Below are 15487 nucleotides of genomic sequence, written 5' to 3' on the forward strand. Positions count from 1 at the left end.
TTACGGCAACATCGACTGTCTAAAGAAACGAATTAGATCGATACTGAACTCTTCCGGCTTAATTGCGGCGTCTAATTCGTCATCAATTTTTTTAGAGCTCAAATCAATATCTTGCACAGGTACATAATGCATGTGTTTGGCGCTGTAAAACACCTTCACAACGGGTTTTAAAGGCGCTTCATGGTTGCTTTCTGCAATCACCCCAACTTTAAAACTGCGCAACTTAACTAACGTTCCCACCGGATATAATCCAATACATTGAATAAATTGCGTTACCAGCGCTTCATCAAAGTGATTTGGACAGTTGTCTTTTAGATATTTGAACGCTTTGATGGGCGTCATACCAACCTTATAAACACGTTCAGCAGTCAGTGCGTCATAAACATCGACAATACTCGCCATTCGAACGTACAAACTGAGATCATCACCTTTCAAGCGAAATGGATAGCCAGTGCCGTCCAGTCGCTCATGGTGAAAGCCTGCGATTTGTGAAGCAATTTCACCAAGGCCTGCAGTTTCCACAATATCGCGACTGTAATTGGCGTGTTGTTGCATTATCGCAAACTCTTCATCCGTTAACTTGCCAGGTTTATGCAAAATGGCATCTGGTACTTGGATCTTACCGATGTCATGGAGGAGGGCACCCGTAGCGAGCTGCTCAATGATGTCCCGTTCAAGACCCAAATGCTTCGCGAATATACTGATTAATATTGAGACATTAAGTGAATGTTCGAGTAAGTAGCTGTCTTTTTCTCGAATGCGAGCAATGCATGACAGGGCATCTTGATTTCGGAAGATTGAGTCGATAATGCCATTTGCTGCGGCTTTGAACGGTTCGACATCGATATTGCGCCCATCTCGGATGTCATCAAACGCCTTCTGCTGAAGTTGTTTTGCTTCATTATAGAGTTCGACGGCGACATCTAACTCTTTGTCTATCTTCGTTACTTTGTGCCAGGCTTTAGGTTTTTCTTCTAATGTTGGAGTTTCAATAACGGGCGTTGAGGACGTTTCAACAGTAGGATCCGCCACAACAGGTTGCTCAGATTGAAGTGTTTTACTTGGATCAATTTCAACTTCAACAATCCCTGCCGCAGCAAGCGCTGAAATCGCTTTTTGCGTCTTAACCCAACCTTGGTTTTTAACTTTGACACGACCAGTTTGTCTTGTTACTCGCGCAACAAACATTCCAGGTTCAAGTTCATTGACATTGATTATTTTCAAGGCTGACACGATATTACCAGACTAGACTTCGGTCATTTAAGCGTAGCAAAGGATCTGTGGATGATCACCAATTTGTCGATGAATATTATCATCCTAAAAGATGAACTTTAGACTGGGTGAGTTTTCAGTCACATGGTATGAATATCCAGCTAATAAAATAAAAAAGGGCATGAAAATCATGCCCTTTTTTTGCGACTAAGACTTACTCGTCATCTTCAACCAACGTCATGAGTGACGTGTTACCACCTGAAGCCGTGGTGTCGATACTAACGGTCTTTTCTGTCACTAAACGTGTCAGAAGGTTGTCATAGTGAAGCGCACTGATCACTGGCAAAATTGCACCGTGACGTGCTGCAAGCTGCGCTGTGATGTACGAAGTACGGTCACAATTTGTGCTTACCACTGCGGATGTGAGCGTCGGATGGGCAAGTAACGCAGGAAGCTGGTTTAACTTCGCAACTTGTAAGATCCCTTCAGACACGCCACATGCCACTAACTTTTCACGAAACGCTACCGCTTCATCGTGGAAAAGATCAGACACTACGGTGATCACTGAGTTACCTGCAGCAAGTGCTGTAACCACAGACATTACCCAGAAGTTAAATGAGGTGTCTTTATCTGCATAACACAGTACTGTACCGCGCGGCTCGTAGTACATGATGTTCGATTCACCTGTTGGGCCAGGCATCACAACGCCTTTTGACAAGCGTTTTTCAACACGGACAAGTTGTTCACGCGCATCTAGAAGTGTTCTTGCTAAATCATCGGCCAACGCGTCCATACTGTTAACTGTCGCTAGTTTTGCGAGTAGTTGGCGCATTACCGATACGCGATTTGCCACTGGCATAAAGCGCCATAGTTTTTCGTCACGTTGAGCGTTGCTCATCATGCGATTAACTTGTTCTTGTGCGCCTGGAAGTACTTGAAGTTCTTCACCTGCTTTACTGAAATCCGCTTGATCAAAGCGATCTGCGACCGATGTTTCTTTCACAAGACGCGTCAAATAGTTTGGACCACCTGCTTTTGGACCTGTACCAGAAAGGCCACGACCACCAAATGGTTGTACGCCAACGACAGCACCGATCATGTTACGGTTGATGTACACGTTACCCGCACGCGATTGCTTCGCTAAGTACTGTGCTCGCTCTTCGATGCGTGTATGCACGCCCATGGTTAAACCAAAACCTGTCGCATTGACTTGGTCGATTACTTTGTCAATTTCACCCGCTTTAAAGCGGATCACGTGAACACATGGACCGAACACTTCTTTTTTCAGTACGGATAAATCGGCAATTTCGTATAAGCGTGGAGCGAAGAAGTAACCCGCTTTGTGTTCTTCCGTTAATTCACACTCGTAATGAAGCGTTGCATTGCCTTTTAAGTACTCAACGTGTGCATTTAGCGCATTAAGTGCTTTTTCATCGATAACTGGACCCACATCCGTTTCAAGGTAAGCAGGATCGCCAATATGAAGTTCTTGCATCGCGCCTTTGATCATTCGGATCACTTTATCCGCGATTTCTGATTGCACGAATAAAACACGAAGTGCAGAACAACGTTGGCCAGCACTTTGGAAGCCAGATGAAATGACATCATCAACCACTTGCTCAGGCAGTGCCGTTGAGTCAACGATCATGCAGTTTTGGCCACCCGTTTCCGCAATTAGAGGAACTTGTTCGCCGCCGCGTGTTGCCAAAGTTTGAGAAATGCGGGTCCCCGTTTCTGTTGAACCTGTAAACATAACGGCTTGTACGCGGTTATCTGGAACAATGTGCTCACCAACTTCACTGCCACGAGCTAATACTGGTTGTACAATAAATTCAGGTAAACCAACTTCGCGCATAAGATCGATGGTACGAAGGGCAATCAGAGACGTTTGCTCAGCTGGCTTCGCAATAACCGTATTACCGGTAACGATAGCTGCAGCAACTTGACCTAGGAAAATTGCCAGAGGGAAGTTCCATGGGCTGATACATAGCATCACGCCACGCGCTTCAAAACGGTCATCCGCGCAAAGTTCTTCCGCGCGAGCAGCGTAGTAACGACAGAAGTCAACGGCTTCACGTACTTCGTCAATCGCGTCTTGCGTAACCTTACCGGCTTCTTTAATACACATTGCGATGAGCTCATCACGGTGACGCTCTAATGCATCTGCTGTGCGACGAAGAATATCGGCACGTTCTTGAACGGGTGTTTTAGTCCACGTTTGGAACGCCGCTTCTGCGTTTGCCACAAGCTGCTTCATTTCTTCAGCACTGTGGTGGCGAATGCTACCAATAACTTCAGAAAGACGAGCAGGGTTTACGACTGCTTCATGGCCTTCTGGCACATCATCAACGGTTTTTAGATTCTCTTTTACCCACGTTGATAAATGATCACGTAGCGGAGTAATAAGGTTGATGTTTGTTAAATCCATGCCTTTTGAGTTATTACGTTCTTCACCGTATACGTTCAGTGGCATTGTGATTTGTTTATTGCGGCGGTTACGCAAGCGTTGCAGTTTTTCAACCGGATCGACAAGTAAGTCTTCAACTGGTTTGGTTTCATCAACGATTGCATTAACGAAAGAGGAGTTCGCACCGTTTTCAAGTAGACGACGAACTAAGTACGCTAGAAGATCTTCATGGTGTCCAACCGGCGCGTATACGCGACATTGAACTTTGTCATTAGTGACCACTTGGTCATACAATGATTCGCCCATGCCGTGAAGACGTTGGAATTCGAAGTTAGAGAATTGACCATCAGCCAGCTCGAGAATCGTCGCCGCAGAGTAGGCGTTGTGCGTTGCAAATTGAGGAAAAATAACATCGCGGGCTTTCATTAGTTTGATAGCACACGCTTTGTATGAAACGTCTGTCGTCGCTTTGCGTGTAAACACAGGGAAGTCTTCAAGACCGTCAGCTTGTGTCGTCTTAACTTCCGTATCCCAATACGCGCCTTTAACTAGACGAACCATCAATTTACGGCCGACACGGCGAGCAAGCGTTTCAAGCCAGTCAATTACGAATGTGGCACGTTTTTGATACGCTTGTACGGCTAGACCAAAACCATTCCAGTTGCCGAGTGCGTCATCAGAGAATACCGCTTCAATGATGTCTAAAGAGATATCTAAACGGTTTGCTTCTTCGGCATCTACGGTAAATCCGATGTCGTACTGTTTTGCTGCAAGCGCTAATTCTTTCAGTTTTGGAACAAGCTCTTCCATTACGCGGTCACGGTGAGTGAATTCGTAACGAGGGTGGATAGCAGAAAGTTTTACGGAAATACCTGGGCTCTTGATTGGACCGCGGCCGGCTGCGGCTTTACCAATGACATGAATAGCTTTCATGTAGCTATCGAAGTAACGCTCAGCGTCCGCCATCGTGCGCGCGCCTTCACCCAGCATGTCGTAAGAATAAGCATAGCCTTTTGCTTCTTTTTCTTTTGCACGCTCAACAGCAGATTGGATTGTCGTGCCCATAACAAACTGCTTACCCATGATCTTCATGGCAGTTTGTACAGATTTACGGATTGTTGGTTCACCAACGCGACCAATTAAACGTTTTAAAACGCCAAATTGTTCTTCTTTAGAGCGGTCGGCGTAGTTCACCATTTTGCCTGTTACAAGCAGGCCCCACGCTGATGCGTTTACAAAAAGCGAGTCGCTGTTACCTAAGTGAGAGAACCAATCACCTTTCGTTAGCTTGTCACGAATCAGTTCTTCTTGAGTTTCCTTGTCTGGTACTCGGAGCAGTGCTTCAGCAAGACACATCAGTACCACACCTTCTTCAGAAGAAAGTGAGTATTCATTTAAAAGTGCGTCAACACCACCTTGACCTTTTTGATCTCTACGGATGTTCAAAACCATCTGGCGAGCGCGTTCCCAAGCACGTGTACGAGCTGAGATACCCACTTCTGCCAGTGGCAAAATGTGATCGATAACTTGCTCTTCATCGATGCGGTAAAACTCACGGATCTTTTGACGGATCGGGCACTGCGTCGTTAAGTCGCCATGAAATAGCATAGGTAAACCCTCAAAGAATTAATTGGGACGATTTTCCGTGCATTCTATATAAAACTCAGCAGAATATGCTGGTTTAATTTTGCTAATTACGGTAATTTACGGCTAAATTTTCACGTAACTCAGCATAAAATTCTGTATGACTACTTCAATCAAAACACGTGTGCTTGATCGAATTGATTTAGCAATTTTAGACGCCTTACAGAAAAATGGTCGGATTTCGAATGTAAATCTCGCTAAACAGGTTAACTTAAGCCCAAGTCCCTGTCTGGACAGGGTCAAAAAGTTGGAAGCGGAAGGATACATTGAAGGTTACACGGCGAGATTGAACCCAACTAGGCTGGGGCAAAACTTAGTTGCTCATGTTGAGGTAACGTTAAATCGTTCGACAGAAGCTGTGTTTGAGACATTCAAGCAGCATATTCTGCGGGTGCCGCAAGTGGCAGGATGTGACATGGTTGCGGGCGGATTTGATTATCTCATTAAAATTCGTGTACGAGACATGAGTGAGTACCGAGAAGTGCTAGGAATTATCGTGGAAATCCCGGGCGTTGCGACGAACCATACCTATATGGTGATAGAACACGTCAAGCCTGATGTTGGTGTGCAAGTTTTAATGCCAAAAAAATAGGCGGTATTTACCGCCTATTTTTTGGTTAGGTGAATTATGCCCAACCGTCGTAACGTTTTCTACGTGATAAAAACAGCGTCAAAATAACACCCAAGATAAGACCTGAAAACGCAATTGCCGCACCATAACTTAACAGTAGATGCTGTTGTTCTTGTTTTTTGTTCATTGCCTCTTTTTGTATTTGCACTTTTTGCGTTTCCGAATCTTTCACTGCTTGTCGAAGTTCTGCATTTTCGGATTCAAGAGAATTCAGTTTTGCTTGCAATGTAGGCACTTCGTTTTGACTGTCTTGTAGCTCCACATTCAGCGCATCAAGCTGCGCTTGCAAGTTTTGATTGGTGATCTGTAAGCCGGCTTCTGTCGTCACGAATTCAGCTTCAACCCAACCTTCACGGCCTTTGTCATCGATGACGTTTACAAAACCATTCTTTTCATCGCCAACAACTTGAACAGCCGTCCCCGCATTGATTGATCCCAGAATTCGGTAATTTTTGCCAGCTCCACTGTGCACAAAAATATAGAGGTTATCGGTGATATAGGCATTAGGAACAATCGATGTCGATTCGGAAGAGGTTTGTTCTGCTTGCTCAGTCGTTGCTGGCGCTTCAGTAAGCTCTGTTTGTGCAAAAGAGAGTGTTGGTAGCGCAAGCATGCAAGACAACAGCAAGGTCCGTGTATTCATTTCTAAGCCTTTATCGTATATGAAATTCTGCCAATTCTTGCACAGATAGTATGAATTAAACATGACAAGTGCAAGCATTTAGGCGGATGGAGTGAGAATTTTCTAAGTTAAATTTCTTGTACCCCTAAATCCTTAACGTATGCAATTTTAAAGGGGCTTGGCGCGAACGCAAACGAGAATTTATTTGCATTGAAAGGCTAGTTTGTATATTTTGAGCGTTCGATAATTTTTTAGGTTTACACCCACTACATGGATACTGAGATAGAACTGAAGTTTTTACTTTCAGACAATGAAGTACCCCTCGTCCCTGGTTTGTTGATGCAATTTGCGAAAACCGTTAATAACAAACCAACGAAACAACTCCAAAACGCTTATTTTGATACGCCTGAGAGACACCTCAGAAAACTGGATATTGGTTTACGCACTCGTTGCTGCAACGATGAATGTGAGCAAACCATCAAGTTATCCGGTGAAGTCGTCGGTGGTTTACATCAGCGTCCAGAATACAATCTCCCCATTGAAGGTGGTAAACCTAACATCGCGTTATTTGACGCTAACATTTGGCCTACAGGCATGGATGTGGCGTTTATTTCAGCAAACTTACAACCGATTTTTAGCACCAATTTCACGCGCCGAAAATGGCTAATTGAAACTGAAAATGGCAGCCAGTTGGAAGTCGTCTTAGATAAAGGTGAAGTAACGGCTGGCAACCAAAGTGAACCAATTTCAGAGTTGGAAGTGGAGCTCATTGAAGGCGATCGTAGTGATGTTTTTGCGTTTGCAGAACATCTCATCAGCCAATTAGGTGTTCGTTTAGGACTTTATTCGAAAGCGGCCCGTGGCTACCGCATGGCTGATAACAAGCCTCTGATTGCCAACAAAGCGTTGAGTTTTGTGCCGCTTTCTAAACGCGACACCCAAGAGCAAGCGCTTGAAGAGTCGCTGGGTTACGCAATTCGTTTCGTACAGAAGCATGAGCAATGTTATTTCGACGAACCGAAACTTAAAACGCTTAAGCGAGTGTTAGATGGCATTTCACTTATCCGCCACATCTTTTGGTTATTTGACGAAATTGTCGAAAAAGAGGCAACGGAACACCTTCGTAAAGAGTTAAAATGGTTGCTGGGAGAACTAAGTTGGGTTGAAAACGCAATGCAACTTAAAACATACACCTCAAAGCGTCACGCCTACTATAAAAAAATCAATAATGCGCCTGAGCTCGCGCAAGTGATCACCGATCTGCAGGATGTGCAGCCAAGCGAAACCGATATGCAGGACTTATTTCACTGTGCGCGCTATAACCGATTGCTTCTGGCATTAACGCGCTTTTTACTTGAGCGTACGTGGCGTAAAACGTGGAACCAAAAAGCGGCAATTGCAGCGGAGAAACCGATTGTAGAGGTAGCCGCTCAGTTGTTTGAGCGTGACTGGCAGCAGTTAAAACAAATGGTTTTAGAAGACAAATCGTTTAATTCAAATGATTATTTGCAACTAAAGCCACATCTCGAAAACACGATGTTGAACGGCAACTGTCTAGGGTCGCTTTTTGATAAAGAAGACAGACGTATTTTCCGAACGCCATGGCTTGATATCCTCTATGGTGTTTATGAACTTCAAACGCTGTCTTATTTGAAACAACTGTGCGTCGGTCACGGTGATGAGCAACTTGAGGAAATACAGAAGTGGCTTGAACAAAAAGCCAATTTTTTGGTGACGGCGATGGAGCAAAGTCGCGTCGCATCACTCGATAACACACCATACTGGCGATAATTATGCGCCATCTGTTTATCGCTTTACTTTGCCTGATGAGCTGGTCGAGTAAAGCGGTAGATTGGTCTACTTGGTACCAATCAGATAATCTTACTATCCAAAAGCGCCTCGCACAAACAGGTGTCGTTGAAATTAAAGTCTGGATGCAGGTAGATGCCGCCAAAAAGGATAATTTACTCAGTGTCCTTGCGGATGTAGATAATGCCAAAAGCTGGTTACCCCATGTTGAACACGTGACGTTAGTCAGTCGTCCAACACCTGCCCAAAGTATTGTTTATACCCTGTTTGATGCGCCGTTTCCGTTGGCAAAGCGCCAGTTATTTACACGTTCTTGTCTGTCGGTTGAGCCCGTTAATTCCAGATTGGTTTATCAAATGCAAGTCCGTGATATCGTCAACAGCTCTTTACCTGAAGATATCGTCACCGTTACGCCGATGCGAGCACAATGGCGTTTTTACGAGACGGTAGATGGGTTAGTGGTTGAATACGACGCGCTCGCACACCCGAACGGGCGTGTACCATTGTGGCTGGTTAATCGAAATACATTAGCTAGCACAAAAGCGGCGTTTCAGGCTTTGGCTTCGCTGATGCTGAAGCCGAAATATCAGCATTTCTCGCATGGTTTCGAACCGGGGGATTGCACTACATTTGAGCATTTTGAATAAAAGCGCCTACTCGTGTTCTAGTTCATCGTTGCAAAATAAACTTTAAATCGATTTAACCGCGTACTGATTCATCGACTACACTTTAAAGACCCGCATTCTTTGTACGTTGCTATGATTGAAATTGATGACAAAGTGCTGGAAGATTTACGTTCAGGTTTTAGCTTTCCCCCTAAACCTGAAATCCTCCAAGCACTTCAAAATGAATTGAGTCAACCAGAACCTGAGCTAACGCATATTGCGCACATTATCTCCTCCGATGTTGCGACCTCTGCTGCCGTGTTAAAAATCATTAACTCTCCTGCATACGGCTTATCTCGGACGATCACGGATATTAAACAAGCGGTGATGTTTCTTGGCGTCAACTGCATTACTCAAGTTGTGACTGGCTTTTTATTGAAAAAAGCGTTTGACCAAAACGCTTGTTGTATTTCACTTGAACGATTTTGGGATACCGCTGCCGATATTTCGCAGGTCGCGGTGTTGATTGGCGAGCGATTAAAAACACGCGTTCCTGTTGAGAATTTACAGTTGCTTGGACTGTTTCACGATGCAGGGATCCCAGCTATGTCGATGCGATATAAGAATTATCATGAAGTACTAACCCGAGCGGCAGAGCGCCCTGAGCAAACGTTAGAGTATTATGAACGTCAGCAATTTGTAACTACCCATACAGTCGTTGGTTACTATTTGGCGTCGTCTTGGCATTTACCAAAGAATATTTGCCAAATGATCTTGCGCCATCACGATCCTGAGTTTTTAAATGAGTCTGGTGTGAATCAAGAAGATAAATTGACTTTTGCTGCATTAAAACTGGCGGAAAACCTTGTTAATGAAGGAAAACGTTTTAGAAGTTCGGCTGATTGGTATGTTTTTAAAGACAGTGTAATGCTGAATTTGGATATTCATGATGATGAATATGTAGATATTAAAGAGGACGCTGAAGAAATTTTCATTCACTAAAGGCGCGAGCAGCACCTTTAGTGATTACAACCGTTAAACGCTGAAACTTGCGCCACAGCCACATGTTGTCGTTGCATTCGGGTTGTTTACGAAGAAGCGTGCGCCTTCCAAACCTTCAGTATAGTCAACTTCACCATCCACCAAGTATTGAATACTCATTGGGTCAACAACCATCGTTACGCCATTTTTGACGATTTCAAGGTCGCCAGGGTTGGCTTTCTCATCAAATGTAAAACCGTATTGGAAACCCGAGCAACCGCCACCGGTTACATAAACGCGCAATTTCAGATTCGGATTTTCTTCCTCATCGATAAGCTCTTTTACGCGGTTTGCCGCAGCATCTGTAAATTTAATTGGAATCTGTTCTGACATGTCACTAAAAGCCCCAAAACTTGAATAGGCGAATTATCTAATACCTGAGTATTTTAATCAAGTATAGCTCACAGTCGCATACCAAATACGAAACAAAGGCACGCGATAGCGACTGTAAGGTTTCTTGATTCGGGTTTATATAGGAAAAACAAAGTATTGTGGCGTGAAGCGTCGGAAAACTACGTCGTGGCAGAGTACCAATACCTAGATCACTTTAAAGCGTTCAGATATTTCTAAAACCTTGCGCTTGCACAAAGACTTATTCCACATTGTTTGGTAAACTTGCCACATACTGAAAGTAGGAATACGTCAATGTCGCTGGATACGTTGAGGCGTCGATTAGCAATACCAAAAACATCTATTCAATTGTGCTTGCTAGGCATCGCAGCCGGACTGATCGCTGCGGTGTTAATTATTCTTTTCAGACTATCTATTCACTTCTTTCAAGGTCTATATCTAACGGCTGCGGATAATTTTAGTTCACTCTCCGAAGCCGACCGTGTAGTGCTTCCTGTTATGGCCGCATTGTTCATCGCTGTGTTTGCCGATATGACAGGGTTTAAACATTATCGTCTTGGGATCCCATTCGTCATTCATCGTATTAAGCATCACTACGGTCAAATGCCAATCTGGAATACGGCAAACCAGTTTTTCGGTGGGGCAGTCGCTTTAATCTGTGGCTTTTCGGTAGGGCGAGAAGGTCCATCAGTTCATTTAGGGGCGACCGGTGCCAGTATTTTAGCTGAACGCATGCATTTACCTCTAAATGCAGCGAGAACTCTAGGTGGATGCGGTGTCGCTGCGGGTATTGCTGCATCGTTTAATACGCCGCTTGCGGCGGTGATATTTGTAATGGAGGTCGTGCTAAGGGAATATAAAGTTCACATCTTCGTGCCTATAATGCTTGCTGCGGTAACGGGGGCGCTGTTAACGCAAAACGTTTTTGGAACTGATTCAGAATTAGCCCTGATCACGATTAACCCGCTCTCTGGATGGCACTATCCATTTTTAGTACTTTGTGGAGCTGCACTTGGTGCAGTGGCATTTGCGTTCAATCAAAATTTAATGCTCATCATTCGTACGTTCAAATCTATCAATATGTTCCCACGGTTGCTGTTGGCTGGATTGATAGCTGGCGGTATCGGTTATTTAGTGCCCGAAGCGATGGGATCTGGAATGAGTGCGATTACACAAGCTTTGCAATCACCTGACGACATTCAATTACTCACCACCATTTTGATAGCTAAATTATTGGCCACCTTGTTTGCTATAGGCCTTGGTATTCCTGGCGGATTGATAGGGCCGGTGATTGGGCTCGGGGTTGTCATGGGCACCTTAATGTCGTTTTTTGGTCAATGGATTAGTCCTGGTGTTGATGTCAGCGGTACCTACGGCGTATTAGGAATGGCGGGGCTTTTAGCTGCAACGTTACACGCGCCGCTGGCAGCGCTCACTGCCGTTATGGAATTAACCTCTAGCCCACAAATCATTGTTCCGGCTATGTTGGTGATTTCGACAGCCTACGTGACTGCACTGCAAGTGTTTGGGAATCGTTCAATTTTCTTGCAGCAGCTCGATTTTCAAGGACTGCCGTACCAAGTTTCACCGGCCACTGAAGCGTTGCAAAAAGTAGGGATCATGGCTGAAATGGAAGAAGACTTTAAACTGCTCTACTCCGATGATAAAGAGCAAATAAAGGACACATTGGGCGCGGTAAACAGTCAAACGCCGCTCATCGTTTACGATGAGCAAAATGGCTACCGCTTGGCGGAATATGATTTGAGTCTAACCGGCGAGGGCAGTGTGTCTATTTCGTATATTCCCCTACAAGGACTGTCCAATCAAGCTACACTCGCGGACGCATTCGACATTTTAAAAGATAAGCGCAGTGGAGCGGTTTACGTCTATAACCGTAAAGATAAACAGCAAATTATGGGAATTTTACGTTGGGATCAACTGCGTAATATTATTACTCACCGACAAACCTTACTTTAAATTTGAGGGCAAGATGAGCGTCGTACTAATTTATAAATTTTTGCATGTCTTTTTTATGGTTGCTTGGTTCGCTGGGATCTTTTATTTACCGCGATTGTTTGTTTATCACGCCATGACAGAAGACCGAAATGCCAGCGCGATGTTAAAAATCATGGAACGTCGCCTACTTTATTTCGTGACGCCTTTTGCCATCTTCACCGCCGTATTTGGATTGCTCATGATCATGGAATACGGTCGAGAGTGGTTCAGAATGAGTATGTGGCTTCACTATAAATTAGTGCTGGTGATCGCGCTTTATATTTATCATGGTTATTGTTTTAAACTGTTAGCGGATTTTAAGCATGATAGAAATCGAAGAAGTGATCGTTTTTATCGTATTTTCAATGAGTTCCCGGTGTTGGTTTTACTTGCCATCGTATTTTTAGCGATTGTGAAACCAGCACTCTAAAATTAAGACAAATTCTGTTAAAATCGCCGGCCAAATGGTTTGGTGAATGTGTGGTCTTATTCGACTATACAGAACAAAGCGTTGGGATGGGTGAGCGTAATGCAAACCCGATATCAAATTGTGATTTAGGAATTGCCTCCATGTTAAGTTTCCAAGGTGAACATATTCTTTCTGTAAATCAGCTCAATCGAGACGCTATTGAGCAGATCTTTGCGGTGGCCAAACGTATGGAGCCATACGCAAAAAAACACAAGCGTACGCGTGTGTTGGAAGGAGCAATTTTAGCAAATCTGTTTTTTGAACCAAGTACGCGCACTCGTGTCAGTTTTGGTACGGCGTTCAATTTATTGGGTGGTTTGGTCCGTGAAACAACCGGTATGCAAAGTTCTGCGCTTGCCAAAGGCGAATCGCTCTATGACACAGCTCGCGTAATTTCAGCGTATGCGGATGCGGTTGCAATGCGCCATCCTGATGCAGGCTCTGTTGCTGAATTTGCGACTGGCTCTGACGTACCAGTCATTAATGGTGGTGACGGTCCAAATGAACACCCAACTCAAGCTTTACTGGATTTGCTGACCATTGAGCGTGAACTGGAACGCTACGGTAAAAACGTGGATGGTTTTCACATCGCCATGGTTGGTGATTTAAAATATGGTCGTACGGTCCATTCTTTGTCAAAACTTCTGTGTCATTACAAAAACGTAAAATTTACTATGGTGGCACCTGATGGATTGCAAATGCCAGATTACATTCTAGATACAGTATCAAATGCTGGGCACCAAATAGAGTTGGTGTCAAAAATGGAAGGTAATTTGGCTGCGGATATCGTGTATCAAACACGTATTCAGGAAGAACGATTCCCGTCACAAGAAGAAGCAAATAAATACCGTGGTGGGTTTAAAATCAGTCAAGCGATATACAACGCTCACTGTAAGCCTGAATCGGTATTGATGCATCCGTTGCCTCGAGACAGTCGTCTAGATGCAAATGAACTTGATAATGATTTGAATAGCAACGACAACTTAGCAATTTTCCGCCAGGTTCAAAATGGCGTTTTAATCCGAATGGCGCTTTTTGCGTTAACGCTAGGTGTCGATAATGTAGTGGAAAAATACGAGGCCGAGGTGCCTTGGTTTAGCCGTAAACGCAACAGCTAATAGGATAAAGCATGACTATCAGCCAAGAACTTTTTGCCCGAGCGCAAGAATCTATTCCTGGTGGGGTAAACTCGCCAGTTCGTGCCTTCAACGGCGTTGGTGGAACGCCTCTGTTTATTACTCGTGCAGAAGGTGCATATACTTTTGATGCAGATAATAACAAATACATTGATTATGTCGGCTCTTGGGGGCCGATGATCTTAGGCCACAATCACCCAGAGATTAAAGCTGCTGTGTTGAACGCGGTTGAAAATGGCCTGAGCTATGGCGCACCTACCAAAACCGAAATTTTGATGGCGGAAAAAGTAAAATCACTGGTTCCATCTATCGAAAAAGTGCGCATGGTGAGCTCCGGTACGGAAGCAACAATGAGCGCTATCCGTTTGGCTCGTGGTTACACAGGTCGTGATAAAATTCTGAAATTTGAAGGATGTTATCATGGTCATGCGGATTCATTATTGGTGAAAGCGGGTTCTGGCGCCTTAACAATGGGTGTGCCAAATTCACCAGGGATCCCTGCGGATTTTGCGAAGCACACGCTAACGGTTTCATTCAATAACCTAGAAGAAGTGCGTGCTATTTTTGCAAAATATCCAGAAGAGATAGCGTGTATTATTGTCGAACCAGTTGCGGGTAATATGAACTGCATACCACCGGTTGATGGCTTTTTAGAAGGTTTACGCACCGTTTGTGATGAATACCAAAGTGTTCTGATTTTTGATGAAGTTATGACGGGGTTTCGTGTTGCGCTAGGCGGTGCTCAGGCATATTACGACATTAAGCCAGATTTAACCTGTTTAGGTAAAGTCATTGGTGGTGGCATGCCTGTGGGCGCATTTGGTGGAAAGCGTGAAATAATGGATTACATTGCGCCGGTAGGTCCAGTGTACCAAGCGGGTACGTTGTCAGGTAACCCAATTGCTATGGCTGCAGGTTTGAAAGCGCTCGAATTACTTGACGCGCCTGAGCTTCACACATCGCTAGAAGCGAAAAGCAAAGCGCTATGCGAAGGTTTCCAAGCGGCGGCTGACAAAGCGGGCATTCCTTTGACCACAAACTACGCTGGTGGTATGTACGGTTTCTTCTTCACGACAGCTGAGAAAGTGACGAGTTATCAACAAGCAACAGAATGTGACGTTGAACGTTTTAAACGTTTCTTCCATCTCATGTTGGAAGAGGGAGTATACCTTGCCCCTTCTGCGTTTGAAGCAGGTTTTGTCAGCACTATGCACAGTGATGCCGACATTCAGGCAACAATTGATGCTGCGGAACGCGTGTTTGCTAAGCTTTAAATGTTGTCAGTGTTAAAAAAAGAGGGGGGACAGTGTCCCCATTCTCTATGAGAATGATTATGACGTGACCCTATTTTCTCTCGTCATCAATCATTTTATGTTTAACCTAACTTTTTCTTAATTTCCCCGCTTTTGCCTTGCTCAAAGTATGTGAAAACGTTAATCCTGTGAGCCATTTATATATGGTTGAGAATCAATCTATTCGTCAGCAAACTTGAGAAAGTCACCTCAAATGATTTTTTAGTTCATAATTAGCCAAAAATGAAATGTCATTACAAAATAGAAATACCT

At 44.3% G+C, this 15487-nt stretch carries 12 protein-coding genes; 8 read left to right on the forward strand and 4 right to left on the reverse strand.

The genetic code is table 11. The annotated features are described in order from the left end of the window. The gene (locus NI389_RS13040; protein ID WP_308360304.1) at positions 1-1224 is read right to left on the reverse strand and encodes an HD-GYP domain-containing protein; all 1224 of its coding nucleotides are present in this window, start codon (positions 1222-1224) and stop codon (positions 1-3) included. Between the two features lie 202 nt (positions 1225-1426). Next, complete coding sequence (putA, locus tag NI389_RS13045) at positions 1427-5227, reverse strand: bifunctional proline dehydrogenase/L-glutamate gamma-semialdehyde dehydrogenase PutA (protein WP_308360305.1); 3801 nt, start codon at positions 5225-5227, stop codon at positions 1427-1429. Positions 5228-5363: 136 nt separating this feature from the next. Here putA and NI389_RS13050 point away from each other — a divergent pair, with 136 nt between their 5' ends. After that, the gene (locus tag NI389_RS13050) at positions 5364-5855 is read left to right on the forward strand and encodes a winged helix-turn-helix transcriptional regulator (RefSeq protein WP_208842395.1); all 492 of its coding nucleotides are present in this window, start codon (positions 5364-5366) and stop codon (positions 5853-5855) included. A gap of 34 nt (positions 5856-5889) precedes the next feature. Here the strand turns inward: NI389_RS13050 and NI389_RS13055 are convergent, their stop codons facing one another. Continuing rightward, on the reverse strand, positions 5890-6537 hold the full coding sequence (locus tag NI389_RS13055; RefSeq protein WP_308360306.1) for a TIGR04211 family SH3 domain-containing protein: 648 nt from the start codon (positions 6535-6537) through the stop codon (positions 5890-5892). Between the two features lie 249 nt (positions 6538-6786). On the opposite strand from NI389_RS13055, the gene NI389_RS13060 reads away from it, so the two are divergent. The 3 genes from NI389_RS13060 (at position 6787) to NI389_RS13070 (ending at position 9932) form a co-directional block, all read left to right on the forward strand. Then, positions 6787-8307 carry a CYTH domain-containing protein gene (locus NI389_RS13060; RefSeq protein ID WP_308360307.1) on the forward strand — a complete coding sequence of 507 codons (1521 nt, stop codon included), beginning with the start codon at positions 6787-6789 and terminating at the stop codon, positions 8305-8307. A 2-nt stretch (positions 8308-8309) separates the two neighbouring features. Next, on the forward strand, positions 8310-8972 hold the full coding sequence (locus tag NI389_RS13065) for a hypothetical protein (protein ID WP_308360308.1): 663 nt from the start codon (positions 8310-8312) through the stop codon (positions 8970-8972). 111 nt (positions 8973-9083) lie between these two features. Next, complete coding sequence (locus NI389_RS13070) at positions 9084-9932, forward strand: HDOD domain-containing protein (RefSeq protein ID WP_308360309.1); 849 nt, start codon at positions 9084-9086, stop codon at positions 9930-9932. 33 nt (positions 9933-9965) lie between these two features. Here the strand turns inward: NI389_RS13070 and erpA are convergent, their stop codons facing one another. After that, positions 9966-10304 (reverse strand): iron-sulfur cluster insertion protein ErpA, encoded by a 339-nt coding sequence (gene erpA / locus NI389_RS13075; protein ID WP_208842400.1) that lies wholly within the window; start codon positions 10302-10304, stop codon positions 9966-9968. Between the two features lie 312 nt (positions 10305-10616). On the opposite strand from erpA, the gene NI389_RS13080 reads away from it, so the two are divergent. The 4 genes from NI389_RS13080 to hemL all read left to right on the forward strand — a co-directional run bounded on the left by NI389_RS13080 (position 10617) and on the right by hemL (position 15196). Next, positions 10617-12299 (forward strand): chloride channel protein, encoded by a 1683-nt coding sequence (locus NI389_RS13080; RefSeq protein ID WP_308360310.1) that lies wholly within the window; start codon positions 10617-10619, stop codon positions 12297-12299. Between the two features lie 13 nt (positions 12300-12312). Next, on the forward strand, positions 12313-12747 hold the full coding sequence (locus tag NI389_RS13085) for a CopD family protein (RefSeq protein ID WP_308360311.1): 435 nt from the start codon (positions 12313-12315) through the stop codon (positions 12745-12747). A gap of 140 nt (positions 12748-12887) precedes the next feature. Continuing rightward, positions 12888-13904 carry an aspartate carbamoyltransferase gene (locus NI389_RS13090; protein WP_308362559.1) on the forward strand — a complete coding sequence of 339 codons (1017 nt, stop codon included), beginning with the start codon at positions 12888-12890 and terminating at the stop codon, positions 13902-13904. Between the two features lie 11 nt (positions 13905-13915). Beyond that, positions 13916-15196 carry a glutamate-1-semialdehyde 2,1-aminomutase gene (hemL, locus tag NI389_RS13095; RefSeq protein WP_308360312.1) on the forward strand — a complete coding sequence of 427 codons (1281 nt, stop codon included), beginning with the start codon at positions 13916-13918 and terminating at the stop codon, positions 15194-15196. Positions 15197-15487 lie beyond the last annotated feature (291 nt).

The sequence above is a fragment of the Pseudoalteromonas xiamenensis genome (genome assembly GCF_030994125.1).
GTDB classification, from domain to species: domain Bacteria; phylum Pseudomonadota; class Gammaproteobacteria; order Enterobacterales; family Alteromonadaceae; genus Pseudoalteromonas; species Pseudoalteromonas xiamenensis_B.

Coding starts and splice junctions, on each gene's coding strand:
- putA (WP_308360305.1), bottom strand. CDS start 5,227: ATGCTATTTCATGGCGACTTAACGACGCAGTGCCCGATCCGTCAAAAG.
- NI389_RS13050 (WP_208842395.1), top strand. CDS start 5,364: ATGACTACTTCAATCAAAACACGTGTGCTTGATCGAATTGATTTAGCA.
- NI389_RS13055 (WP_308360306.1), bottom strand. CDS start 6,537: ATGAATACACGGACCTTGCTGTTGTCTTGCATGCTTGCGCTACCAACA.
- NI389_RS13060 (WP_308360307.1), top strand. CDS start 6,787: ATGGATACTGAGATAGAACTGAAGTTTTTACTTTCAGACAATGAAGTA.
- NI389_RS13065 (WP_308360308.1), top strand. CDS start 8,310: ATGCGCCATCTGTTTATCGCTTTACTTTGCCTGATGAGCTGGTCGAGT.
- NI389_RS13070 (WP_308360309.1), top strand. CDS start 9,084: ATGATTGAAATTGATGACAAAGTGCTGGAAGATTTACGTTCAGGTTTT.
- erpA (WP_208842400.1), bottom strand. CDS start 10,304: ATGTCAGAACAGATTCCAATTAAATTTACAGATGCTGCGGCAAACCGC.
- NI389_RS13080 (WP_308360310.1), top strand. CDS start 10,617: ATGTCGCTGGATACGTTGAGGCGTCGATTAGCAATACCAAAAACATCT.
- NI389_RS13085 (WP_308360311.1), top strand. CDS start 12,313: ATGAGCGTCGTACTAATTTATAAATTTTTGCATGTCTTTTTTATGGTT.
- NI389_RS13090 (WP_308362559.1), top strand. CDS start 12,888: ATGTTAAGTTTCCAAGGTGAACATATTCTTTCTGTAAATCAGCTCAAT.
- hemL (WP_308360312.1), top strand. CDS start 13,916: ATGACTATCAGCCAAGAACTTTTTGCCCGAGCGCAAGAATCTATTCCT.